Below are 23,707 nucleotides of genomic sequence, written 5' to 3'. Positions count from 1 at the left end.
CAGGAGGCGCGGCTAAACTGGCAGCCTTTCAGCCAGGCCCCGCGCCCATGAGCACCCCCACATCCGCCCCCCTCGAATCCACCGACTTCGACACACTCGACGCCATCCTCGACGACTTGCGCACACGCGGCGAAGACGTGCCGCAGTGGGAGTTCTGCGAAGGCGCCATGGCCGCGCTGCTGTGCACGCGCCGCCCGGTGGAGCCGGCGGAGTTCCTGCCCATGCTGCTGGGCACCGGTCCGCTGCCCACCGCACCCCAGGAAGACGGCACCCACTTCGCCAACACCGCGCAGTTTGAGCAGTTCATGACGCTGTGGACGCGTCGCAGCGCCGAGGTGTCGGCCTCGCTGGCCGCGCCGGTGGAGACGCTGGAAGACGAGCGCAGCTACCACCCCGAGCTGATGGACGTGCGCGGTGCCGTGGCCGCCTTGCCCGAGGCCGAGCGCGCCGACTTCAAAGACCAGGAACTGCCGGCCTACGCGCAGGTCTGGGCATTGGGCTTCATGTTCGTGGTGGAGAACTGGCCCGAAGACTGGGAGCCACCGCGCGACAAGGACACCGCTGCCTGGATCGACGAGGCGCTGGACCACGTGGTGGCCCTGACCGAGGACGACACCGGTACGCCCACGGTGAACATGCATGCCGAGGACGGCCCGCCCAGCGTGAGCGACGAACGCCTCAACGCGTTCGGTGCGGCCATCTGGGCGGTGGTTGACCTGGCCCAGATCGGCAGGAGCCTGGGGCCGCGCGTGGAACCGGTGCGCAAGGAAGCCACGCCGGGCCGCAACGACCCTTGCCCCTGCGGCAGCGGCAAGAAATACAAGAAGTGCCACGGGGCCTGACCCAGCCCAACGGCCAGAGAATCTGGCTGTTTGCTAGAACGTTCCGAGGTCGAACGGCCCGCCCTGTTCCAGCGCACGCTGGTAGGCGGGACGCTCGTGGATGCGGCGCAGCCAGTCCACGAGCTTGGGGCGGCTCTTGAGCAGGCCGCGCGCGGCGGCGGCTTCGATGCCGAAGCTCATCTGCACGTCGGCGGCGCTGAATGAGCGTCCCACGAACCAGGGGCCGTGCTCCGCCAGTTCGGCTTCGAGATAGTCGAAGTGCCGTTTCAGGTTGGGCGTGACCAGCAGCCCCTTGATCTTGGACGAGATGCCCATGGCGATCGGCCGCACCAGCAATGGGCTCTTGCGCTCGATCTGGTCGAACACCAGCTGCAGCAGCAGCGGCGTGGCGAGCGAACCTTCGGCGTAGTGCATCCAGTAGCGGTAGCGCAGGAAGCTCGGTGTGCCCGGTTCGGGCGCGAACTTGCCTTCGCCGTAGGTCTCGACCAGGTATTCCAGGATCGCTCCCGACTCGGCCAGCGTGGCCTTGCCGTCGGTGACCACCGGTGACTTGCCCAGCGGGTGAACCTTCGCCAGCGCAGGTGGCGCCAGCATGGTCTTGGGGTCGCGTTGGTAGCGCTCGATCTGGTAGGGCACGCCCAGCTCTTCAAGCAGCCAGAGCACGCGCTGCGAGCGCGAGTTGTTGAGGTGGTGGACGGTGATCATGTTGACGCCTCTGCGGTGGTGGTCATGAAGCTGAGCAGCGCCGAGGCCGTGGCCTCGGGCAGCTCTTCGGGAATGAAATGGCCCGCCGGCAGCGCTTCGCCGCTCACGGTGCCTGCGCACTGCGCCTGCCAGAGTGCGAGCGGGTCGAAGAACTTCTGCACCACGCCGCGCTCGCCCCACAGCACGAGCGTGTCGCAGGCGATGCGCAGACCGCGCTCGCGGCTCTCGCGGTCGTGATCCAGGTCAATGCCGGCGCTGGCACGGTAGTCCTCGCACGCACTGTGGATGGCCTCCGCCCGGCAGAAGCAGCGCTCGTACTCGGCCAGTGCCTGCGGTTCGATGTGCGGCAGGCGCGCGCCACCCTTGGCTGCCACGCTGCCCCAGCCACCGAGCTTGGCGTGCAGGTAAGCCTGCGCGTTGCCGCCGATCATGAGTTCGGGCAGTGGCGCGGGCTGGATCAGGTGGAACCAGTGGTAGTAGGCGCGGGCAAAGGCCATGTCGGTGCGGGCGTACATGTCCAGCGTGGGCGCGATGTCGATCACGCAGAGCTTTTGCACCCGCTCGGGGTGGTCGAGCGCCAGGCGGTGCGCCACACGCCCACCGCGATCGTGGCCGCACAGGTGGAACGTGTCGATGCCCAGCGCGTCCGCCACGTCGACCACGTCCTGCGCCATGGCGCGTTTGCTGTAGTTGGAATGGTCGGGCAGACCCGGCGCGTGGGACGAATCACCGTAGCCGCGCAGGTCGGGCAGCACCAGCTTGAAGTGCGGCGCCAGCTCGCGCGCCACGCGCTGCCACATCGCGTGTGTCTGCGGAAAGCCGTGCAGCAAGACGAGCGCGGGGCCGTCGGCCCGCCCGCCCACGCACACGACGGCCTGCGCGCTCCGGGTTTGCAGTTGATGAAGCTCGAATCCGGCGAACCAGTCAGAGGTCATGAGGTTGTCTCCTGCGGTCGAGTGTAGGCGTCGGTCAGAGCGACATCAGGCGAGCGCCTGCGGCAAGGCTCCCGCCAGAAAGTCCCACACCTGGCGGATACGCGGGTTGCTGCGGATCTCGCGGTGCACCGCGAGCCACACGGGCAAGGGCGGGATCGCGAGCATGGGCAACAAGGGCACAAGGTCTGGATTCTGTCGCGCCACATAGCGCGCCAGAAAACCCACGCCCAGCCCAGCATCCACGGCAGCCTGGTAGGCATTGAGGTCGTCGGTGCGCACGGCAAAACTCTCCCGTTGCATTGGGTAGCCCATGGCCGCGAAGCCGCGCAGGATGTCGGTGTTGCGGTCGTTGCCCACCAGGTCGTGCGCCAGCAGATCCTCGGGCACGCGCGGCGTGCCGCGGCGGCGCAGGTAGTCGCGGTGCGCGTAGGTGCCCAGGGCAACCTGGCCCACTTTCTTGCACAGCAGCGTGGCCTGGTCGGGCCGCACCATGCGCAGCGCGATGTCGGCCTCTCGCTGCAGCAGGTTGCTCACCGCGTTGCTCGACACCAGCTCGATCTGGATGTCCGGAAAAGCCTGGCGCATCTGCACCAGCACCGGCGGCAGCAGCACGCACGTGACGGGCTGACTGGCGCTGATGCGCACGGTGCCTCGCGCATCGGCCTGCGCGCCCGCAGCCTGGCGCGCCAGCTGATCGGCCGCACCCGACATGGAGCGCGCCGCTTCGGCCAGGCGGTGCGCATGCGCGGTGGGCACCAGCCCCCGGCCGGTGCGCTCGAACAGCACCACCCCGAGCTGAGCTTCAAGCTCTCCGATGTGGCGGCCCACCGTTGGCTGGCTGGTGTCGAGAGCGCGGGCAGCGGCCATCAGGCTGCCGCGGTCCAGGGCCGCGAGGAACGATGGGATCAAGGCCCAGTTGAAATCGCCGGTATGCATTTGTGCATGTCTGGTGTTTGAATTCAGGCAATTGTGTATGGGGCCGCCAGTTTCCACAATGCGTTGCATGGCGCCGGTGGTCGGTGCTCTCCGGAGTCCTTTCATGAACACATTCCCTTCTTCTGTCTCGTCTGGCACCGTGCTGGTCCTGGGGGGGCGAGGCCGATTCGGCCTGGCTGCGGTGCAGGCGTTTGCCCGGGGCGGCTGGCGTGTGCTGGCCCAGATGCGCCCCGGTGCGCAGGCGCCGCGGGTCGGTGGCGTGCAGTGGTTGTCCCTGCCGCTGGGCACGCCGGATGATGTGCAGGTGCTGGTGGATCAGGTGCGGCAGTCTGGCGGAGCGACCGTGGTGGTGCACGCCCTCAATCCCAACCAGTACACGCGCCCGGCATGGCAGCGGGAGGCCTGGCCCATGCTGCAGATCGGGAGGCGCGTGGCGCGATCGCTGGGCGCCACACTGATGCTGCCGGGCAATGTCTACAACTTCGGTCGGAGCATGCCGGAGCTGCTGATGGAAGGTGCGCCTTACCGCCCCAGCATGGCCATGGGCCAGATCCGCAGCGCCATGGAAGAGCGGCTGGAGGCCGCCACGCAGCGCGGCGAACTGCGCGCGGTGGTCGTGCGCGCGGGCAACTTTTATGGACAAGGCCAGGGCACCTGGCTCGACCGCGCCATGCTCACCGGCATCCGGCGCGGCAAGCTGGTGTTCCCCGGCCCCATGGATGTCGCCACGCCCTGGGCCTACCTGCCCGACCTGGCGCAGACCTTTGTGGCGGTGGCCCGCGTGCGCCATTCGCTGCCGGCGTTCGAGCAACTGCACTTCAGCGGCCACACGCTCACCGGCCACGACTGGGTGGGCGCGCTGCAGCCGCTGGCCCGCGGGCAGGGCTGGCTGCGCGAGAACGAGGCGCTGCGCGTGGCGGGCATGCCCTGGCTGCCGATCCGCGCGCTGGGCACGGTGATGCCCACCCTGGGCGCGCTGGCTGCGCTGCGCTACCTCTGGAACCAGCCGCACCGACTGGACAACCGCCACCTGCGCGCGCTGATCGGCGGCGAGCCGCACACGCCCTGGCCGCTGGCGTTGCAGCGCACACTGCAGTGCCTGGAACTGCTGCCGCAGGACGCAGCCAGCGCCACCCTGCCTGCGCCCGCCTGCGCCTGACCCTCACCACCGTTGCGAGGAGCCCAAGATGGACCGCCGACGCTTCATCCACCTCGCTGGTGGCGGCGCGATCGCCGCCGCCAGCGCCTTGACTGGCTGCAGCAGCGCGCTGCCGCCCGAGGCCATCGCCGCCTGGCAGGGCCCGGGCGAACAGGCCGATGTGCGGCGCTGGCTGGTGGGCCACGCGCTGCTCGCCCCGCACTCGCACAACCTGCAGTCCTGGCTGGTGGACCTGGGCGTGCCCGGCGAGATCACGCTCTTCATCGACCGCAGTCGCCTGTTGCCCGAGACCGATCCGTTCTCGCGCCAGATGATGTTGAGCCAGGGCACCTTCATCGAGCTGCTCGATCTGGCCGCGCGGCAGAAGGGCTTGCGCGCGCAGATCGACCTGTTCCCCCAGGGTGTCTTTGGACCGGCCACGGTGGACGCACGGCCCACCGCGCGCATCCGCCTGGAGCCCGACGCGGCGGTGCAGCCCGATCCGCTGTTTGCGCAGATCTTTCGCCGGCGCACCAACCGCGAGGCCTACGGGGCGCGCGAGCCCGATGCCGCCGCGCTGCAGGCGATCGCCGCCAGCGTGCAGCCGCATGCGGTGCGCACGGGTTTGGTCGGCGCCGCGCAGCCCGAAGCGCTGGCGCAGCACCGTCGCATTGCCAAGGAGGCCTGGCGCATCGAGCTGGTGACGCCGCGCACGGTGCTGGAGTCGTTCCGGGTGCTGCGCGTGGGCCCGAAGGAGATCGCGCAACACCGCGACGGCCTCACGCTCAACGCTCCACTGGTGCGCGCGCTCGACGCCGTGGGCCTGTTCGACCGCAGCGTCGCGCCCGGCCCCGACGACTTCGCGACCACCAGCCAGATCAAGGACTTCAACACGAAGGTCGACACCACGCCCGCGTTCTTCTGGCTGGTGAGCGAGGGCAATGACCGCGCCACGCAGGTCAATGCGGGCCGCGCCTACGTGCGCGCCCAGCTGGCCGCCACCGCGGCGGGCCTGTCGATGCAGCCGCTGTCGCAGGCCTTGCAGGAGTACCCCGAGCAAGCCGGCACCTATGCGGCGATTCACCAACTGCTGGATGCGCCGTCGCCGCGTTTCACGGTGCAGATGTGGGCGCGGCTGGGCCATGCGCCGACGATCGAGCCCTCGCCGCGGCGTGGGCTGGACGCGCACATCGTCAAGGCTTGAGGTCGAAACTCGCCTGGGCCAGCGCCTTGCCGTTGACCAGCAGCTCGATGCGGTGCGGGCCCGGGTAGAGGGTGCGGGTGGTCACGGGTTTGAGGCTGTGGCGCTTGACCAGCGTGCGTTCTTCGCCGGCTGCCAGCGTGAGCTTCCAGCCCTTGAACACCTTGGGCGAGGTGGCGCCGTTGGCGCGCACGTGGTGCACGGCGTAGTCGATCTCCAGTGGCTGTGGCCCGCGCGCGGTGGACCGCAGCGTCACGTTCAGCCCGATCGATTCGCCCACCGCTGCGCTGGTGGCCGACAGGCTCAGGTGGGCCTGACCTTTCAAGCCGCTGGCCAGCCCCCATGCGGCGAGCGTGTCCACGTGGCCTTGTTTGATCAGGCCGCGGCTGGCGTGGCGCAAGAGTGCGTTGCGCTCGGGAGTGGCCGCGATCAGGTGGTCTTTCACCCAGCCCGCCACCAGGGCCGGGTGGTCCTTGGCGATGTCGTTGAGGTGGTTGGCCACGCTGCGGCGCACGTAGCTGCTGGCGTCGTCCTGCAGGGCGCGCAGCAGCGGCAGCGCGGGCGTGGGGTCGGCCACCAGCGCGTGCAGCCGCAGGCCCCAGGGCAGGCGGGGGCGGCTGCCTTCGCTGACCAGCCGGCGCACGTGGGCGCTCGGGTCGGTGGACCATTGCGCCAGCACCGGCCACACCGCCTCGGGTTGCTGCTGGATGAAAGGGCGGATCGCGAATTCGGCCGTGGAGCGCTGGGTGAGCGCGTGCAGGCAGGCCAGCGAGCTCGGCACGTCGTGCTGGCCGTGGCGCGCGACGAACTCGCCCATCGACCAGATCACCCAGCCGCTCAGGCCCGTGGTGGCCTCTGCCGTGGACAAACCGACGGGCTCGCCCAATGTGTTCAGTGGAAGCGGTGGAGCCAGGCTGGCTTCAAGCACGGTGCAGGCGAGCTTGAAATCGCCGGGCAGCGTGGCGTGCATCGCCCCCGCCAGTTGCAGCATGCGCGCCTTGAGTTCGAGCGCGTCCAGACCGTCGTTGGCGAGCGCCTCGAAGCGCGGGCGGTCAAAGTCGGTCCACGCGCGCTGCAGATGCAGGCCGGCGTTGGCCACGGTGGTGGCGTTGATCAGGTTCTTGAACGGTTCCATGTCACTCTCAAGGCAATCGCTGCAGCAGACCGGTCAGTGCATGCCGCACGGTGGCCGCGCGCACGGCGGCGCGATCGCCGTCGAAACGCTGGTGTTCGGTGAACGTGCCCGCTGGCGTGGCCCAGCCAAACCACACCGTGCCCACCGGTTTGTCGGCGCTGCCGCCGGTGGGGCCGGCCACGCCGGTCACGGCCACGGCCAGTTGCGCCGCGGACTGCGCCAGCGCGCCCGCGGCCATGGCGCGCGCCACCGGCTCGCTCACCGCACCGTGCTGCGCGATCAGCGCGGCGGGCACGCCCAGCATGCTGGTTTTCGCGGCGTTGGAGTAGGTGACGAACCCGCGCTCGAACCAGTCGCTGGAGCCACTGAGGTCGGTGCAGGCGCCCGCGATCAGGCCGCCCGTGCAGCTCTCCGCGGTGGCCATCATCAGCCCGCGCGTCTTGAGCGCGCGCGCCAGCGCCTCCACCAGTTCGGGTGTCTTCATCATCAGAATTTCCACAAGGCAATCACCAGCAGCGTGCAGGCCGCAGCGGCGAAATCGTCGAGCAGGATGCCGAAGCCGCCGCGCGGACCGAAGCCCTTGAAGCGCTGGTCGGCCCAGGCCATCGGGCCGAACTTCACCGCGTCAAAAAAACGGAACAGCGCAAACGCCACCAACTGGGCCCAGAAGCCCGCTGGCGCGATCAGCCACAGCACCAGCCAGAAGGCCACCACCTCGTCCCACACGATGTGGCCGGAGTCGGCAACGCGCATGTGCTTCGCCGTCACGGTGCAGGCCCACCAGCCCACCAGCGTGCCCACCCCGATCAGCAGCGCCCAGGCGGGGGTCGACATCAACGGCTGGAGCAGCAGGAAGGCCGCCCAGGCCCACAGCGTGCCCACGGTGCCCGGCGCCAGGCGGCTCAGGCCGGCGCCCGCGCCCAGCGCGATGAAGTGGGCCGGGTGGGACAACAGGAAGGCCCAGGTCGGGCGGGCCACAGGGGCGGCGGTGGTGTCGAGCATGGGCGGATTATCGGCCGGTGGTCTTGTTGGACCGTGATGCCGGCGCGATACTGGTGCGCACGACGAAGGGAGCCGCATGGAGATGAACACCGGTGCCATCCTCACCGCCATGGTGCTGGGTGTGATGCTCACGGGCGCCGCTTCCTGGGTGGTCTCGGGCCTGTACCGCCGCCGCATGCTCGCGCTCATGCGGCGTTCACCGCCGCCCGATCCGGCGCAGCCCGTGGCCGCTACCCGGGCGCCAGCGCCGGCCAGGCCCGCCGTCATGCTGGACGCGGGCGCCAATCAGCGTGCGAGCTGGCGCTACCTGTTTGCGGTGAGTGCGCTGAGTCTGCTGATCGGGGTGACCCAGTCGGTGCTGGCGCTGCTCTTCATCTACGGCAGCGAGCTGCTCAGTGTCGGGCGGGCGCTCACGCTCGGCGCGGTCTATGCGTGGCCCATGGCGCTCACCTGGGGGCTGGTGCGGCGCTGGTCCTGGCTGCGCACGCTGGGCGCCATCGGCCTCTATCTGCTGGCCATGCTGGCGCTCACCTGGTGGCGCTCCGTCTCGCCGCAGCCGCTCACCACCTCGCTGGGTTGGCTGGGTGGTCTCGTGCTGATCCCGGTGCTGGTCACGCTGGTGATCGGCGCCAGCGGGCGCATCCGCGCGGTGGCGCCCTATTTGCTGCCCATCTTCATGCTGCTGGCGGCCTCGTCGGTGTTGGCCCTGCAGCTCCTGGTGAGCGGCGTGGACGATCCGCCGCGCTGGTTGATCACGCTGGTCGGCACCGTGGGCGCCTGGCCCGCCATCGTGCTGATGGCGCTGGCGCCGTGGTTGTTGCTCGCCTGGCCAGCCTGGGCCATCGCCCGTGCACTGGCGCGCGCGTACCGGGGCAAGCGCTTCTCCGATCTCTGGTACCTGCTCGCGGCGTACTGGCTGGTGGTGTTGGGTGCCTCCGCGCTGCCATCGCTGCAGGGGGTGGGCCTGATCGCGCTCACCCAGTTCATTCCGTGGCTGTGGATTCCGCTGGTGGCCTGGGGCTTGCGTGGCTGGCTCGCGCCACGAGGCGTGCCGCCCACGCTGCTGGTGTTGCGCGTGTTCCAGCAGGACGCAGGCGTGCAGGCTCTGTTCGACCGCGTGGTCGAGCGCTGGCGCCACTCGGGCAACACGGTGCTGATCGCCGGCACCGACCTGCTCAGCCGCACCATCGACCCGGACGATGTGTTCACCTTCCTCAACGGTCGCCTGGCCGAGCGCTTCGTGGCCAACGAGGCGCAAGTGGCCGAGCGATTGCGCGACTTCGACCTCGATCCCGACCCCGACGGCCGCTACCGCGTGAACGAGTGTTATTGCTTCGACAGCACCTGGCAGCAGGCGCTGGCCGCGCTGGTGGCGCAGGCCGATGTGGTGCTGATGGACCTGCGCGGTTTCCAGGCACGCAACCAGGGCTGCCGCCACGAGCTCGGTGTGCTCGCCACCGCACCCCACCTGCAGCGCGTGGTGCTCCTGTTTGACGGCAACACCGACCGCCACACCGCGTTGGCCGATCTGGTCGGTGCGCCTGAAGGGCGTGTCGTGTGGGTGGAGGCCGGGCGGCTGGAGCAGAAGCGCGTGGCGCAGATCGTGGGCGCGCTGCTGCGCGACCAGCGCTGATCCCGTTTTTCAGGCGAAGTGGTCGAAGCTGCGCGTTGACACCACCACGGGGTGGCCCGACGCATCGAGCACCCGCAGGCCGGGCGCCGCACCGATGCGGCCGATGCGCTGCACGGGGGTGTGGCTGGCCTGCGCGGCCGCCTCCACAGCGGCGCGCGCGGTGGGCGCGGCGGTGAACAGCAGCTCGTAGTCGTCACCCCCGTTGAGGATGCAGTCCAGACGCCGGGCCGGTGTCAGCGGCAGCAGCGCGGGCGCCACGGGCAAGTCGGGCAGCGCGATCTCGGCGCCCACGCCGCTGGCCTGCAGGATGTGCCCGAGGTCACCCACCAGCCCGTCGCTCACGTCGATGGCTGCGTGCACCGCGCTGCCCAACGCCGCCAGCAGCGCACCGAGCGCCACGCGCGGCGTGGGGCGCTCCAGTCGCTGGCGCAGTTCGGGGTGCAGGGACAGCGACTGCGGGCCACAGGCCGATGTGGCCCAGTCGGTGCCGCGCATCAGCTCCAGCGCCAGCCGCGCCTCGCCGGTGCGCCCGGTGAGGTAGAGGTCGTCGTCCACCTGCGCCTGACTGCGCTGCATCGCCATGCCGGGGCGCACTTCACCCATCACGGTGATGCAGATGTTGAGCGGGCCGCGCGTGGTGTCGCCGCCCACCAGCGGGCAGGCATGCTGGTCGGCCAGCGCAAACAGGCCCCGGGCAAATGCGGTGAGCCAGTCCTCCTGCGCCTCGGGCAGGGCCAGCGCGAGGGTGAAGCCCAGCGGGTGGGCGCCCATGGCGGCCAGGTCGCTCAGGTTCACCGCCAGGGCCTTGTGGCCCAGCGCCTCGGGGTCGACGCCCGCGAAAAAGTGGCGGCCTTCGACCAGCATGTCGGTGGAGACCGCCAACAAGTGGCCTGGCCGGGGCTGCAGCAGCGCGCAGTCGTCGCCAATGCCCAGCACCACCGGCGTTGGGGCCGCATGGCCTTCGCGCTGGAAGTGGCGCCGGATCAGTTCGAACTCACCCATGGGTGGGGGCGGCTTCTTCGCCGGCACCGCGTTTTGGGCGCGGCGGGATCAGGAAACTCAGCGGCGCCACGCGGATGCGGCGCTTGATCGCGGTGCGGATCAGCAGGCGGTTCACCTCGCTGATGTTCTGCGCCTGCAGGGCCAGGCGGAAGGCCAGGTAGAAGCTCACGCCCAGGTTGATCGGGCCGATCGCCAGGATGCCCGCCACGGCCCACCAGAACGAGGGCTCCAGCAGCACGCCCAGTCCGAGCGCAAATGCCGCGGCGGCCACCTGGCCGGCCGACAGGGTGACGTGGCGCACGTCCAGCCCCACACCGAAGAACTGGAGGAAGGCCGGTGTGAGGCCGAGCATGAAGCCCAGCGAAATGTTGGCCACCAGGCCCGAAATGTTGGTGCGCATGTAGTTGGCCCAGCGTTCGGCACGTTCGCGGCCCAGCAGGCCGGTGAAGCGCGGGTTGTGCTCCATGGCGGAGTGCAGCTTGTGGAAAACAAACCAGTTTTCTGCCCAGCCCGCCACGATGCTGGAGGCGAACAACAGCACGCCGGTGAACGCGGCAAACAGCAGCGTGGGGCCGAGCAGGCTGATGTCGTGCAGTGTGTGGCGCGCCAGCTCGGGGTCGATCATGGCGCGGCCGGTGCTGAATTTCAGCAACGCGCTGATCAGCACCACCGCCGGGACCACGAGGCCGATGTTGCCCACGATGGCGGCCACCTGCGAGCGGAACAGGTTGGCCACCTCGTCCACGAAACGCCTGACCGCGCCGAGCTCCTTGATGTCCTTGAGCTTGGCCACCATCGCCGGCGCCGTCACGGCGGGCTGCTTGGTGGCCAGCGTGAGGTGCAGCAACATGATGAGCACGAAGGAGGCCGCGTAGTTGACGCCCGCGGCGAAGCCGCCCCAGAAAGCCGAGAGACCCAGGCTGTAGAGCAGGAACTTCACCCAGGTGGTGAGGCCGACCACCGCGCCGCCTCCCGCGGCCTTGCCCAGCATGTTCTTGTATTCCGCGGCGTTGCGGGTGATGTAGTGTTCACCGCTCTCGGCGCTGCGCTCGGCCACCTTGGCCGCGGTGAGCTGCGAACTGGCGGCAACGAGTGCGCGGATGCTGCGGTTGTCCAGCCCCACCTGGGCCAGATCGGCCAGCAGCGCCACGGTGGCACGTTCGGGCTGGTCGGACTGCAGGCAGTCCAGCAGCTCCTTCACCCGCACCACACGCTCGCGCAACTGGCGCAGCCGGAACACGATGCCCACCGAGACGCCGTGTTCTTCCAGGTGCGAATACACCGAGTAGGCCGCGTGGCGGCAGGCGTCGAGCTGGTTGCGCAGCCGCGTTGCCGCCTCCAGCGCCTCGGGGCTTTGCGCGCCGTGCACCCGCACCTCGCGGCGCAGCGACTCCAGATCGCTGGGCAACTGGTGAAACGGCTTTTGTTGTTGCGCATCGGGCGACATGCGCACCCGGATCTCGGAGGCAAAGCCGGTCGCGCTGACCTGGCTCACACAGGAAATCATGGCGTCCATCAGCGCCACCTGCCAGAAGTCGGCCGTGTCGGCACCGGGCTCGTCGTCCGCGCCGATCAGCAGGTTGCGCAGGCGCAGCAACGTGGCGCTGTCCAGCGCCTTGAGCCAGCGCACGTCAAAGCGCGTGGGCAGCAGCAGGCCGAACAGTTCGGCAAGATCGGTGGTCTCAGGCGTGTTGGGCAGCACTTTCTTGCGCAGGCGGTTGCCAAATTCGCTCAGAAAGGCGGTGCGGGGCGCAAAGCCGTGGTCGGCCAGCAGGGGGGTGATGTCCACCGTCTCCACGAAGCGCTGCCACCAACGCCTCCAGCGCAGTTGCAGTTCGGGCTGCGCCTGGACGCTGTCGAGAAACTCGCGCACCCGTGCCACGCTGGCCTGCACGTCCTTTTCGTCGCCTCGCACCCAGCGCATGGCGTCGATCAGCCACAGGTGGCGCTGCGCCAGGGGCGCGTCTGGGTCGAGAGTCTTGAAAAGGGTCAGGGCTTGCATGCGCTCAGCGAAGGGGTGGACGCTGGCTGGATCCGAGGGGTTGCGCCTCAGTGCAGCACTCGCGAGGGTGTGTCGCCAGCGCCGGTCGCGCGCAGGGCAAATTCGGGTACTTCGGCATCGAAGCGTTCGCCGTCTTCGGCCACGCAGAAAAAGCTGCCCCGCATGGTGCCCGTGGGCGTCTTCAGGCGGGTGCCGCTGGTGTATTGAAACGATTCACCCGGGCGCAGCAGCGGTTGATGGCCCACCACGCCCAGGCCCTTGACCTGCTCGGTGTGGCCGTGTTCGTCGTCGATGATCCAGTGCCGCGCGATCAGCTGCGCGGTCGCCTCACCGGTGTTGGTGATGGTGATCGTGTAGGCGAAGGCGTATTGGTCTTCTTCGGGTGAAGACTGTTCGCTGAGGTACTGGGGCTCGACCTCGCAGGTGAACAGGTATTTGGGCATGGGCGGCATGTTACCCCGGGCCTGCACAGCGCCGTGATGCCTGCCAAAATGCACCCGCCGCCCACTTCCCATCCATCACAGGTTGACCATGTCCCACAGCCCCAGCGCCGCGTTCATCGCCCCATCCATCCTGTCCGCCGACTTTGCCCGCCTGGGTGAAGAGGTGAAAAACGTCATTGCCGCAGGCGCCGACTGGATTCATTTCGACGTGATGGACAACCACTACGTGCCCAACCTGACCTTCGGGCCCATGGTCTGCCAGGCGCTCAAGCCCCACGCCATCAAACCCGACGGCACGCCGGTGCCGATCGACGTGCACCTCATGATCCAGCCGGTGGACGCGCTGGCCGGCGCCTTCATCGACGCCGGCGCCGACCTGGTGAGCTTCCACCCCGATGCGAGCGCCCACGTACACCGCAGCGTACAGGCCATCAAGGCCAAGGGTGCCAAGGCCGGCCTCACCTTCAACCCGGGCCAGTCGCTGGATGTGCTGGACTGGCTGATCGACGACATCGATCTGATCCTGATCATGAGCGTCAATCCCGGCTTCGGCGGCCAGAGTTTCATCGACTCGGCGCTGCGCAAGATCGAAGATGCACGTCGGCGCATCGAAGCCAGCGGCAAGAACATCCGCCTGGAGGTGGATGGCGGCATCAAGCCCGACAACATCCGCCGCGTGGCCGATGCGGGCGCCGACACCTTCGTGGCCGGCAGCGCAATCTTCGGCAAGCCCGACTACAAGGCGGTGATTGATCAGATGCGGGCTGCGCTGGCATGAGCGATGGTGTTCAAGCCGTCATCGTGGATCTCGACGGGACCATGGTTGACACATTGGGCGACTTCGACGTCTCCCTGAATCAAACGCTGAAGGAACTCGGTCGGCCGGGCGTGACCCGGGCCGACATCGAGCGCATGGTGGGCAAGGGCTCGGCGCACCTGATCCGCTCGGCGCTGTTGCAGGGGGGGCTCGGGGTCGATGGCGCAACGGCGCTGCAGGCCGATGCTTGGACGCGTTACCAGGCGCATTACCTCGCCATCAATGGCGACCACAGTGCCGTGTACCCCGGTGTGGTCGAGGGCCTCACGGCTTTGCGCGCCCGCGGACTGCCGCTGGCCTGCCTGACCAACAAGCCCCACGGTTTTGCCGTGCCACTGCTGAAAGCCAAAGGTTTGTTGGGCTTTTTTGCCCACGTGTTTGGCGGCGACAGCTTCGAGCGCACCAAGCCCGACCCGCTGCCCTTGCTGAAAACCTGCGAGGCGCTGGGCACGCCGCCGGCGAACACGCTGATGGTGGGCGATTCTCAGAACGACGGCATCGCGGCGCGCGCGGCCGGTTGTCCGGTGGTGCTGGTGACCTATGGGTACAACCACGGCGAGCCGATCGCGCTGGCGCCGCACGACAGGCTGATCGGCTCGTTGGCCGAGTTGGCGTAGCGATTCGCGCGGGGCCAGCCGCCGGGCCGCCCCAAGGCAGGCCCAGCCCCCTCGGGGGGCAGCGACCCGCGCAGCGGCGGAGCGTGGGGGTTCTATTTCTTCGATTTGCCGAGAAGCGCGTCTTTCAACACCCAGTCCGCTGGCTTGGGGCCGAGCCAGATGCGCATGAGCGCGTTGAAGAACTCGGGCTCCTTGAAGGGCTCACCCTCCACAGTGCCCTTGATGGTGAGCACCGTGCCGGTGCCGGGAATCCAGTCGATCAGAAAGGTGTCGCCCGCCACCAGCTTCTTGTGATCGCTGAACACCTGGCTCATGCGCAGCACGCCAGGGATGAGTTTGGAGAAGGCAGCGCGGTCCATGTTGTCCTCCATGCCGCGCGAAAACAGTTTGCCCAGCTCGGCCGAATCGATGTCGCGCAGCATGGTGATGGACATGCGCCGGGGGCCGGTGGCGGCCAGCACAGCTTCGGGCGTCTCCACCTTCTGACCGAGATAGAGCCCGGCAGCGTAGACCTTGAACACGGCCTTGTAGCGAGTGCCCGCGCCGTTGAGCAGCAAGGGCTGGCCAGCGACAGTCACCCGGTCTTCCAGTTTGACGCCGCTGATGTCCACGGTGGCAGCCTGGGTCAGTGCAGGCAAAAGCAGGGCGGTGCACAGGGTGACCGCCCCCAGGATTGATGGGGAGAGAAAGTTGCGTTTCATGGGGTTCCGGGTCGGTTAAAAAAAGAACAGTCGTTCTATTTTTCCAATTGTCCCTTCGGGTCAAAGCCGCGCTCACAGGGTTTAGCCGTAAAACCAAAGCTTCTCTGCGTGACCCACGACACGCCACAAGGCCTTTGCTACACTCCCGCCACCATGTTCAACCCATGCACAACCCCCTCAGGTGTTCTGCCGAGCCGCAACGGCCGGGGAGCCTGGCCCTGGCGCAAGCCAGCGTAAACGTGCACTCCCCCCGGGGCTGGCACAGCGTTCAACGGGCCAGGCGCCCGCCGCTGTTTCACCCCACCCTAGCCCGGCAGCGCGCCTGACCGGATGGCATGGAACCCAGCGCCCCACCCGATGTGTCGATGACTCCCGGTGTGGCCGACGGAAAGAATGAACATGATCACGGAACTTGAATTCAAGAGCCTGGCCCAGCAGGGCTACAACCGCATACCGTTGATGGCCGAAGCCTTCGCGGACCTCGAAACCCCCCTCTCGCTTTACCTCAAGCTCGCGCATGGACGCGGCGACGGCAAGCACAGCTTCTTGCTCGAATCGGTGGTGGGCGGTGAGCGTTTCGGGCGCTACAGCTTCATCGGCCTGCCGGCCCGCACGCTCTTGCGTGCCACCGGCTTTGGCGCCGACGCCAAGACCGAGGTGGTGCGCGACGGTGTGGTGATCGAGACCGATCACGGCAACCCGCTCGACTTCATCGCCGCTTACCAGCAGCGTTTCAAGGTCGCGCTGCGCCCGGGCCTGCCGCGCTTCTGCGGTGGCCTGGCCGGCTACTTCGGTTACGACGCGGTGCGCCACATCGAGAAGAAGCTCGAGAAGACCTGCCCGCCCGACACCCTGGGCTGCCCCGACATCCTGCTCTTGCAGTGCGAAGAGCTCGCGGTGATCGACAACCTCTCGGGCAAGCTCTACCTGATCGTCTACGCCGACCCGGCGCAACCCGAGGCCTACGCCAACGGCAAGAAGCGTCTGCGCGAACTGCGCGAGGCACTCAAGTACTCGGTGAGCGCGCCAGTGGTCAAGCCCAGCCAGGGCTACCCCGCCGAGCGTGATTTCGCCAAGGCCGACTACCTCAAGGCGGTGGACCGCGCCAAGGAGCTGATCGCCGCCGGCGACTTCATGCAGGTGCAGGTGGGCCAGCGCATCAAGAAGCGCTACACCGAATCGCCGCTGAGCCTGTACCGCGCGTTGCGCTCGCTCAACCCCTCGCCCTACATGTACTACTACCACTTCGGGGATTTCCACGTGGTGGGGGCCTCGCCCGAGATCCTGGTGCGCCAGGAGAACACGGTCGAGGGCACCAAGGTGACGATCCGCCCGCTGGCCGGCACCCGCCCGCGCGGCGCCACGCCCGAGCAGGACAAGGCCACCGAGACCGAGCTGATCACCGACCCGAAGGAGCGCGCCGAGCACGTGATGCTGATCGACCTGGCGCGCAACGACATCGGTCGCATCGCGAAGATCGGTACGGTCAAGGTGACGGAGGCCTTCGCGGTGGAGCGCTACAGCCACGTGATGCACATCGTGAGCAACGTCGAGGGCATGCTGGTGGACGGCATGACCAGCATGGACGTGCTCAAGGCGACGTTCCCGGCCGGCACACTCACCGGCGCACCCAAGGTGCACGCCATGGAGCTGATCGACCAGTTGGAGCCGACCAAGCGCGGCATCTACGGCGGCGCCTGCGGTTACCTGAGCTACGCCGGCGACATGGACGTGGCGATCGCCATCCGCACCGGCATCATCAAGGACCAGACGCTCTACGTGCAGGCCGCGGCTGGCGTGGTGGCGGATTCGGTGCCCGAGATGGAGTGGAGAGAAACCGAACACAAGGCGCGTGCGCTGCTGCGCGCGGCCGAACTGGTCGAGGAGGGTCTGGAATGAACAAGCCGCTTCAAGTCCTGATGGTGGACAACTACGACTCGTTCACTTTCAACATCGTGCAGTACCTCGGTGAGTTGGGGGCTGAGGTGACCGTGGTGCGCAACGACGAGATCACGGTCGACGAGATCGACCAGCGCCTGACCGCCGGGCAGATCGACCGCCTGGTGATTTCACCCGGCCCCTGTTCGCCCGCCGAGGCCGGCATCTCGGTCGCGGCCATCCAGCACTTTGCCGGCAAGCTGCCCATTCTGGGCGTCTGCCTGGGCCACCAGAGCATCGGCGCGGCCTTCGGCGGCCAGATCATCCGGGCGCAGGAACTGATGCACGGCAAGACTTCTCAGATCACGACCACGCAGCAAGGCGTGTTCGCCAACCTGCCCGAACAGTTCACCGTGAACCGGTACCACTCGCTGGCCATCAAGCGCTCGAGCTGCCCCGACTGCCTGGAAGTCACGGCCTGGACACCGGACGGCGAGATCATGGGCGTGAAACACAAGACGCTTGCCATCGAAGGTGTGCAGTTCCACCCCGAGAGCATCCTCACCGAGCATGGCCACGCCATGCTCAGGAATTTTCTGGAGCAAAACATATGAGCCCCCACGTTCCACCGCTGCGCGGGTCACTGCCCCCCGAGGGGGCTGATCCGGCTTGGGGCGGCCCGGCGCCGGATCGCATGAAAACCGTTGACCTGAGAAGCGACACCGTCACGCAACCGACGCCCGCCATGCGCGAGGCCATGATGGCCGCGCCACTGGGCGATGACGTGTTTGGCGATGACCCCTCGGTGCAGGCATTGCAGGAACGCATTGCCACCATCACCGGCAAAGAGGCCGCGCTCTTCATGCCCAGCGGGACGCAGAGCAACCTGTGCGCGATGCTGGCGCACTGCGAGCGCGGCGACGAGTACATCGTGGGCCAGAACGCCCACACCTACCGCTACGAAGGCGGTGGCGCGGCCGTGCTCGGCAGCATCCAGCCGCAGCCGCTGGTGCAGAACGCCAGCGGGCAGATGCAGCTGGCCGACATCGCCGCCGCCATCAAGCCCGACGACCCACACTTCGCGCGCACGCGCCTGCTGTGCCTGGAGAACACCTGGAACGGCCACCCCATGCCGGCCGAGTACCTCGACCAGGCGACGGCGCTGGCGCGCGAGCACGGGCTGGCAGTGCACCTGGACGGCGCGCGCGTGTTCAACGCGGCGGTGGCGGCTGGTGGTGATCCGTACATGGCATTGCGCGGCATCGTCGACCGCTTCGACAGCGTCTCGGTCTGCTTCAGCAAAGGCCTGGGCGCGCCCGTGGGTTCGGCGCTGTGCGGCTCCAAAGACTTGATCCGTCGCGCGCTGCGCTGGCGCAAGATGCTCGGTGGCGGGCTGCGCCAGTCGGGCCTGCTCGCGGCCGCGGCGCAGCACGCGTTGGACCACCACGTGCGCCGCCTGGCCGATGACCACGCGCTCGCGCAACGCCTGGCGCAGGGGCTGGCCGGCATCGACGGCCTGTCCGTTCGCTCCGCGCAGACCAACATCGTGTTCGTCGATGTTGCCGAAGGGCGTGGGCCGGACCTGCTGGCGCACCTGGCGCGCGACGGGGTGCTCGCCACTGGTCTGATCGGCCTGCGCTTCGTGACCCACCTTGACGTGGACACGGCCGGCATCGACCGCGCCATCGCCAGCACCCGGGCCTTCTTCGCGCTGGGTGGCGGCGCGCCCGCCGTGCGGGCCGCCGGCACGGCCGTCTACTGACCGGAGCGCGCCATGCCCGACCTGCCGCAACTCCTGCTTTTCATCGCGGCCGGCTGGCTGCTCAACCTCACGCCCGGCCCGGACGTGCTCTACATCGTGACCAACGCGCTCAGGAACGGCGTGCGCGCGGGCATCGTGGCCGCTCTGGGCATCGTCAGCGGCTGTTTCGTGCACGTGTTCGCCGCGGCCATCGGCGTGAGCGCGCTGCTGGCCGCGTCGGCCACCGCGTTCACCGTGCTCAAGTGGATCGGCGCGGCCTACCTGCTCTGGATGGGTGTGCGCCTGTTGCTGTCGAAGGCCACGCCGCTGGATCTGAGCGCGGGCACCACCGAGGTGAATCTCTGGCGCGTGTACCGCCGCGGCTTCCTCACCAATGTGCTCAACCCCAAGGTCGCGCTGTTCTTCCTGGCCTTCGTGCCGCAATTCATCGCGCCCGAGACACCGAACAAGGCGCTGGTCTTCCTGCTGCTGGGGCTGGTCTTCAACCTCAATTCGCTGCCGGTCAACTTCGGCTACGCCTGGATCGCCGCCTGGGCCACACGGCGCGTGCACACGGTGCAGCGCGTCATGCACTGGCTCGACCGCGCCGCCGGCCTGCTGTTCGTCGGCTTCGGCCTGAAGCTGGCCATGACCGACAATCCCGCCCAATAAAAGAGACCCGGAGACATCCATGCCGCACACCGCCGCCGCGCACAAGATCACCCCGCAGGAAGCCCTGCAGCGCACCATCGAGCACCGCGAGATTTTCCACGACGAGATGCTGCACCTCATGCGCCTCATCATGAGCGGCGAGATGTCGCAAGTCATGATGGCGGCCTTCATCACCGGCCTGCGCGTGAAAAAGGAAACCATCGGCGAGATCACCGCCGCCGCGCAGGTGATGCGCGAGTTCTCCACCAAGGTGCATGTGGCCGACAAGACGAACCTGGTCGACATCGTGGGCACCGGCGGCGATGGCTCGCACACCTTCAACATTTCCACCTGTTCGATGTTCGTGGCCGCCGCGGCCGGCGCGCGCGTGAGCAAGCACGGCGGGCGCAGCGTCTCGAGCAAGAGCGGCAGCGCCGACGTGCTGGAGAGCCTGGGCGTGAACATCAACCTCTCCCCCGAAGCCATCGCACGCTGCATCGAGCAGGTCGGCGTGGGCTTCATGTTCGCGCCCAACCACCACCCGGCCATGAAGAACGTGGCCCCGGTGCGGCGTGAACTGGGCATCAAGACCATCTTCAACATCCTGGGCCCGCTGACCAACCCGGCCTCCGCGCCCAACATCCTCATGGGGGTGTTCCACCCCGACCTGGTGGGCATCCAGGTGCGCGCGCTGCAGCGCCTGGGCGCCGAACACGCCGTGGTGGTGTACGGCCGCGATGGCATGGACGAGGTCTCGCTCGGCGCGGCCACGCTGGTGGGCGAACTCAAGGACGGCGAGATCACCGAATACGAGATCCATCCCGAGGATTTCGGCATGACCATGGCCAGCAGCCGCGCGCTGCGCGTGGAAACGCCCGAGGCCTCGCGCCAGATGCTGATGGGCGTGCTCGAAGGCCGGGACGACCCGACCTTCAAGGCCGCCAGCGAGATCGTGGCGCTCAACGCCGGTGTCGCGCTGTACGCGGCGAACGTGGTGCCCGACATGGGCGCGGGCATCGCGCTGGCGCGGCGCACGCTCGCATCCGGCGCAGCCTTGGCCAAACTCGAGCAACTCAAGGCCTTCGCGGCCTGACCCGGAACATTCCCATGAGCGACATCCTGCAGAAGATCGTGGCCGTCAAGCACGAGGAAATCGCCGCCGCCCAGCGCAAGAAGCCGCTCGACCTGGTGCGCTTCGACGCCGAGAGCCGCGTGCTCACGCGCGATTTCGAGGGCGCGCTGCGCGCCAAGATCGCTGCCGGCCAGGCAGCGGTGATCGCCGAGGTCAAAAAGGCGAGCCCGAGCAAGGGCGTGCTGCGCGAAGACTTCATTCCGGCCGACATCGCGCAAAGTTATGCCGAGGGCGATGGCCAGGTGAGCGCGGCCTGTCTGTCCGTGTTGACCGACAAGCAGTTCTTCCAAGGCAGCACCGATTACTTGAAGCAGGCCCGCGCCAGCTGCGACCTGCCCGTGCTGCGCAAGGACTTCATGGTCGACCCCTACCAGGTCTATGAAGCCCGGGCGATGGGTGCCGACGCCATCCTGCTCATCGCGGCCTGCCTGGACGATGCCCAGCTGGCCGACCTTGAAGTGCTGGCGCTGGGTTTGAACATGGCCGTGCTGGTCGAGGTGCACGACCGTGCCGAGCTGCAACGCGCGCTGAGGCTCAAGACTCCGTTGGTCGGCATCAACAACCGCAACCTGCGCACTTTCGAAGTCACGCTGCAGACCACGTTGGACATGTTGCCCGACGTGCCGGCCGACCGGCTGCTGATCACCGAATCCGGCATCCTGGGGCGGGACGACGTGCAGACCATGCGCGCGGCTGGCGTGCACGCATTCCTGGTTGGCGAGGCCTTCATGCGCGCGCCCGAGCCGGGCCTCGCGCTGGCCGAACTCTTCGCCTGAGCGCCCGGCCATGCGGGATGCGCAAGCTTGGGCAGACCTGACGGCCGATTTCTGGTCGTCGACAGAAGGGTCGGCGCTGAGCGCTTTCCTGGCGGCTCGACGCGCGCAGGGTGCCACCGTCTACCCCCCCGAGCCCCTGCGGGCGCTGCAACTCACCGCACCAGAGGCGGTGCGAGTGGTCGTGCTGGGCCAAGACCCGTACCACGGAGCCGGGCAGGCCGAAGGGCTGGCGTTCTCGGTGGCGCCGGGCGTGAAGCCGCCGCCCAGCCTGCGCAACATCTTCCAGGAACTGCAGCGCGATCTGGGTCTGCCGCAGCCGATCGACGGCTCGTTGGTGCGCTGGGCGCGGCAGGGCGTGTTGCTGCTCAATACCTGCCTGACGGTGGAAGACGGCCAGCCCGCCAGCCACGCCAGGCGAGGCTGGGAGTCGTTCACCGACCGTGTGATTGAGCGCTGCAGCGCCACCGGCCAGCCCAAGGTGTTCCTGCTCTGGGGTGCGCATGCCCAGAAGAAGGCGGCCCTGATCGATGCCGGGAGGCACCTGCTGCTGTTCGCCAACCACCCATCACCCTTGTCGGCTCGCCGCGGCCCCCTGCCGTTCATCGGATGTGGTCATTTCAGTCAGACGAATGCCTGGTTGGCCGACCAGGGATTCCCGACCATCTCCTGGTGATCGGTGGGCTTGCAGCGAGGCTGGCACGCCCGCCGAAAACCATGGCATAATCGCGGGCTGCGCTATGGAGGGGTGGCCGAGTGGTTAAAGGCAGCAGACTGTAAATCTGCCCGCTTACGCGTACGCTGGTTCGAATCCAGCCTCCTCCACCAGCGATCGATGTGTGACTTGTAAGCGACGGGACTTTGCGTCCGACGAATCAGGCCCTGTGGGCGGATTCGAGCGGATGGGGCGAAATGTGGGGCGAATTGGCGGGAGTAGTTCAATGGTAGAACCCCAGCCTTCCAAGCTGATGACGCGGGTTCGATTCCCGTCTCCCGCTCCATGTCCTGTCGATGGTCGGTTTTGAATGTTCCGGGATGGTCGGCTTGCCGACTTCCTTGGCCCTTGTGGCTCAGTGGTAGAGCACTCCCTTGGTAAGGGAGAGGTCGCGGGTCCGATTCCCGCCAAGGGCACCAGTTGTTTGCAGATCTGTACTTGCAGGTTTTTTGGTTGTTTCGGCAGTTTTGATTTGGAGCTGAAAAATGGCAAAAGAGAAATTTGAGCGGACCAAGCCGCACGTGAACGTGGGCACGATTGGACACGTTGACCACGGCAAGACGACGCTGACGGCGGCGATCACNAAAATGGCAAAAGAGAAATTTGAGCGGACCAAGCCGCACGTGAACGTGGGCACGATTGGACACGTTGACCACGGCAAGACGACGCTGACGGCGGCGATCACGACGGTGCTGGCGGCCAAGTTTGGCGGCGCAGCCAAGGCCTACGACCAGATCGACGCGGCGCCCGAGGAGAAGGCCCGCGGCATCACGATCAACACCGCGCACGTGGAATACGAGACGGCCAACCGCCACTACGCCCACGTGGACTGCCCCGGTCACGCCGACTATGTGAAGAACATGATCACCGGAGCTGCCCAGATGGACGGCGCCGTGCTGGTGTGCTCGGCCGCTGACGGCCCCATGCCCCAGACCCGTGAGCACATCCTGCTGGCGCGTCAGGTGGGCGTGCCTTACATCATCGTGTTCCTGAACAAGTGCGACATGGTCGACGACGCCGAGCTGCTCGAGCTGGTCGAGATGGAAGTGCGCGAGCTCCTGGACAAGTACGACTTCCCTGGTGACGCCACCCCCATCATCCATGGCTCGGCCAAGCTCGCCCTGGAAGGCGACAAGGGTCCGCTGGGCGAAGAGGCCATCATGAAGCTGGCCGAAGCGCTGGACACCTACATTCCGCTGCCCGAGCGTGCTGTTGACGGCGCGTTCCTGATGCCCGTGGAAGACGTGTTCTCCATCTCGGGCCGTGGCACGGTGGTGACCGGACGTATCGAGCGTGGCGTGATCAAGGTTGGCGAAGAGATCGAGATCGTGGGGATCTCCGACACCCAGAAGACCACCTGCACCGGTGTGGAAATGTTCCGCAAGCTGCTGGACCAGGGCCAGGCCGGTGACAACGTCGGTATCTTGCTGCGCGGCACCAAGCGCGAAGACGTGCAGCGCGGCCAGGTGCTGTGCAAGCCCGGTTCGATCAAGCCGCACACGCACTTCACCGGTGAGATCTACGTGCTGTCCAAAGATGAAGGTGGCCGTCACACGCCGTTCTTCAACAACTACCGCCCGCAGTTCTATTTCCGCACGACCGACGTGACCGGCTCGATCGAGCTGCCCGAAGGCAAGGAAATGGTCATGCCGGGTGACAACGTGTCGATCACCGTGAAGCTGATCAACCCCATCGCCATGGAAGAAGG

At 67.7% G+C, this 23,707-nt stretch carries 24 protein-coding genes and 3 tRNA genes; 17 read left to right on the top strand and 10 right to left on the bottom strand.

Features of this window, described 5'->3' with window-relative positions; genetic code table 11:
* Positions 1-47: 47 nt before the first annotated feature.
* Positions 48-842, top strand: coding sequence for a YecA family protein (locus ASE11_RS00135; RefSeq protein WP_056264024.1), 795 nt, complete (start codon positions 48-50; stop codon positions 840-842).
* 33 nt (positions 843-875) lie between these two features.
* Here the strand turns inward: ASE11_RS00135 and ASE11_RS00130 are convergent, their stop codons facing one another.
* The 3 genes from ASE11_RS00130 to ASE11_RS00120 are packed head-to-tail and all read right to left on the bottom strand — an operon-like array spanning position 876 to position 3,418.
* Positions 876-1,547, bottom strand: a complete 672-nt coding sequence (locus ASE11_RS00130; RefSeq protein WP_056264023.1) for a glutathione S-transferase family protein — start codon at positions 1,545-1,547, stop codon at positions 876-878.
* Positions 1,544-2,482 carry an alpha/beta fold hydrolase gene (locus tag ASE11_RS00125; RefSeq protein ID WP_056264021.1) on the bottom strand — a complete coding sequence of 313 codons (939 nt, stop codon included), beginning with the start codon at positions 2,480-2,482 and terminating at the stop codon, positions 1,544-1,546. Before ASE11_RS00125 ends, ASE11_RS00130 begins: the two co-directional genes overlap by 4 nt.
* Before the next feature lie 45 nt (positions 2,483-2,527).
* Entirely contained in the window at positions 2,528-3,418 is an 891-nt protein-coding gene (locus ASE11_RS00120; protein ID WP_056264018.1) for a LysR family transcriptional regulator, read from the bottom strand.
* Between the two features lie 103 nt (positions 3,419-3,521).
* Between ASE11_RS00120 and ASE11_RS00115 the strand changes: the two genes are divergently transcribed.
* Positions 3,522-4,577 (top strand): NAD-dependent epimerase/dehydratase family protein, encoded by a 1,056-nt coding sequence (locus tag ASE11_RS00115; RefSeq protein ID WP_056264016.1) that lies wholly within the window; start codon positions 3,522-3,524, stop codon positions 4,575-4,577.
* A 28-nt stretch (positions 4,578-4,605) separates the two neighbouring features.
* Positions 4,606-5,760 (top strand): Acg family FMN-binding oxidoreductase, encoded by a 1,155-nt coding sequence (locus ASE11_RS00110; RefSeq protein ID WP_056264014.1) that lies wholly within the window; start codon positions 4,606-4,608, stop codon positions 5,758-5,760.
* Here ASE11_RS00110 and ASE11_RS00105 read toward each other — a convergent pair.
* The 3 genes from ASE11_RS00105 to ASE11_RS00095 are packed head-to-tail and all read right to left on the bottom strand — an operon-like array spanning position 5,750 to position 7,894.
* The gene (locus ASE11_RS00105; RefSeq protein ID WP_056264011.1) at positions 5,750-6,892 is read right to left on the bottom strand and encodes a hypothetical protein; all 1,143 of its coding nucleotides are present in this window, start codon (positions 6,890-6,892) and stop codon (positions 5,750-5,752) included. The genes ASE11_RS00110 and ASE11_RS00105 overlap by 11 nt on opposite strands.
* A 7-nt stretch (positions 6,893-6,899) precedes the next feature.
* Complete coding sequence (locus ASE11_RS00100) at positions 6,900-7,379, bottom strand: CinA family protein (protein WP_235501152.1); 480 nt, start codon at positions 7,377-7,379, stop codon at positions 6,900-6,902.
* Entirely contained in the window at positions 7,379-7,894 is a 516-nt protein-coding gene (locus tag ASE11_RS00095; protein ID WP_082585408.1) for a phosphatidylglycerophosphatase A, read from the bottom strand. The genes ASE11_RS00100 and ASE11_RS00095 overlap by 1 nt, the downstream gene beginning before the upstream one ends.
* A gap of 76 nt (positions 7,895-7,970) precedes the next feature.
* Between ASE11_RS00095 and ASE11_RS00090 the strand changes: the two genes are divergently transcribed.
* Entirely contained in the window at positions 7,971-9,527 is a 1,557-nt protein-coding gene (locus ASE11_RS00090; protein ID WP_056264010.1) for a hypothetical protein, read from the top strand.
* A 9-nt stretch (positions 9,528-9,536) separates the two neighbouring features.
* Here ASE11_RS00090 and thiL read toward each other — a convergent pair whose 3' ends face one another.
* Genes thiL through apaG form a run of 3 tightly spaced genes read right to left on the bottom strand, consistent with a single transcriptional unit; the run spans position 9,537 to position 12,974 of the window.
* Positions 9,537-10,529: a thiamine-phosphate kinase gene (gene thiL / locus ASE11_RS00085; RefSeq protein WP_056264007.1), complete on the bottom strand. Its 993-nt coding sequence runs from the start codon at positions 10,527-10,529 to the stop codon at positions 9,537-9,539.
* Positions 10,522-12,531, bottom strand: coding sequence for a site-specific recombinase (locus tag ASE11_RS00080; protein WP_056264006.1), 2,010 nt, complete (start codon positions 12,529-12,531; stop codon positions 10,522-10,524). Before ASE11_RS00080 ends, thiL begins: the two co-directional genes overlap by 8 nt.
* Before the next feature lie 47 nt (positions 12,532-12,578).
* Positions 12,579-12,974, bottom strand: a complete 396-nt coding sequence (gene apaG, locus ASE11_RS00075) for a Co2+/Mg2+ efflux protein ApaG (RefSeq protein ID WP_056265485.1) — start codon at positions 12,972-12,974, stop codon at positions 12,579-12,581.
* Positions 12,975-13,062: 88 nt separating this feature from the next.
* On the opposite strand from apaG, the gene rpe reads away from it, so the two are divergent.
* Together rpe and ASE11_RS00065 are read left to right on the top strand one after the other, a co-directional pair.
* Complete coding sequence (gene rpe, locus ASE11_RS00070; RefSeq protein ID WP_056264003.1) at positions 13,063-13,752, top strand: ribulose-phosphate 3-epimerase; 690 nt, start codon at positions 13,063-13,065, stop codon at positions 13,750-13,752.
* Between the two features lie 41 nt (positions 13,753-13,793).
* Positions 13,794-14,408 carry an HAD-IA family hydrolase gene (locus ASE11_RS00065; protein WP_414842416.1) on the top strand — a complete coding sequence of 205 codons (615 nt, stop codon included), beginning with the start codon at positions 13,794-13,796 and terminating at the stop codon, positions 14,406-14,408.
* Between the two features lie 92 nt (positions 14,409-14,500).
* Here ASE11_RS00065 and ASE11_RS00060 read toward each other — a convergent pair whose 3' ends face one another.
* Positions 14,501-15,109 (bottom strand): chalcone isomerase family protein, encoded by a 609-nt coding sequence (locus tag ASE11_RS00060; protein ID WP_056263997.1) that lies wholly within the window; start codon positions 15,107-15,109, stop codon positions 14,501-14,503.
* A gap of 399 nt (positions 15,110-15,508) precedes the next feature.
* Between ASE11_RS00060 and trpE the strand changes: the two genes are divergently transcribed.
* From trpE to tuf, 11 genes are all read left to right on the top strand, one after another.
* Positions 15,509-17,008, top strand: coding sequence for an anthranilate synthase component I (gene trpE, locus ASE11_RS00055; RefSeq protein ID WP_056265482.1), 1,500 nt, complete (start codon positions 15,509-15,511; stop codon positions 17,006-17,008).
* Positions 17,005-17,601: an anthranilate synthase component II gene (locus ASE11_RS00050; RefSeq protein WP_056263993.1), complete on the top strand. Its 597-nt coding sequence runs from the start codon at positions 17,005-17,007 to the stop codon at positions 17,599-17,601. The genes trpE and ASE11_RS00050 overlap by 4 nt, the downstream gene beginning before the upstream one ends.
* An 80-nt stretch (positions 17,602-17,681) precedes the next feature.
* Positions 17,682-18,749, top strand: a complete 1,068-nt coding sequence (gene ltaE, locus ASE11_RS00045) for a low-specificity L-threonine aldolase (RefSeq protein WP_056263988.1) — start codon at positions 17,682-17,684, stop codon at positions 18,747-18,749.
* A 12-nt stretch (positions 18,750-18,761) separates the two neighbouring features.
* Entirely contained in the window at positions 18,762-19,400 is a 639-nt protein-coding gene (locus ASE11_RS00040; RefSeq protein ID WP_056263985.1) for a LysE family translocator, read from the top strand.
* A gap of 19 nt (positions 19,401-19,419) precedes the next feature.
* Positions 19,420-20,472 carry an anthranilate phosphoribosyltransferase gene (gene trpD / locus ASE11_RS00035; protein ID WP_056263982.1) on the top strand — a complete coding sequence of 351 codons (1,053 nt, stop codon included), beginning with the start codon at positions 19,420-19,422 and terminating at the stop codon, positions 20,470-20,472.
* 14 nt (positions 20,473-20,486) lie between these two features.
* Positions 20,487-21,287: an indole-3-glycerol phosphate synthase TrpC gene (gene trpC, locus ASE11_RS00030; RefSeq protein WP_056263978.1), complete on the top strand. Its 801-nt coding sequence runs from the start codon at positions 20,487-20,489 to the stop codon at positions 21,285-21,287.
* 10 nt (positions 21,288-21,297) lie between these two features.
* The gene (locus ASE11_RS00025; protein ID WP_056263973.1) at positions 21,298-21,960 is read left to right on the top strand and encodes a uracil-DNA glycosylase; all 663 of its coding nucleotides are present in this window, start codon (positions 21,298-21,300) and stop codon (positions 21,958-21,960) included.
* Positions 21,961-22,026: 66 nt separating this feature from the next.
* Positions 22,027-22,112, top strand: a tRNA-Tyr gene (locus ASE11_RS00020).
* A gap of 99 nt (positions 22,113-22,211) precedes the next feature.
* A tRNA-Gly gene (locus ASE11_RS00015) sits at positions 22,212-22,285 on the top strand.
* A gap of 58 nt (positions 22,286-22,343) precedes the next feature.
* Positions 22,344-22,418, top strand: a tRNA-Thr gene (locus ASE11_RS00010).
* A 165-nt stretch (positions 22,419-22,583) separates the two neighbouring features.
* On the top strand, positions 22,584-23,707 hold a 1,124-nt coding region (gene tuf, locus ASE11_RS00005; RefSeq protein ID WP_414842415.1), incomplete at both ends, for an elongation factor Tu.

This window comes from Hydrogenophaga sp. Root209, assembly GCF_001428625.1.
Classification (GTDB): Bacteria; Pseudomonadota; Gammaproteobacteria; order Burkholderiales; family Burkholderiaceae_C; genus Hydrogenophaga.
The sequence above is the reverse complement of the archived record's forward strand: the minus strand, read 5'-3'. Positions and strand labels throughout refer to the sequence as shown.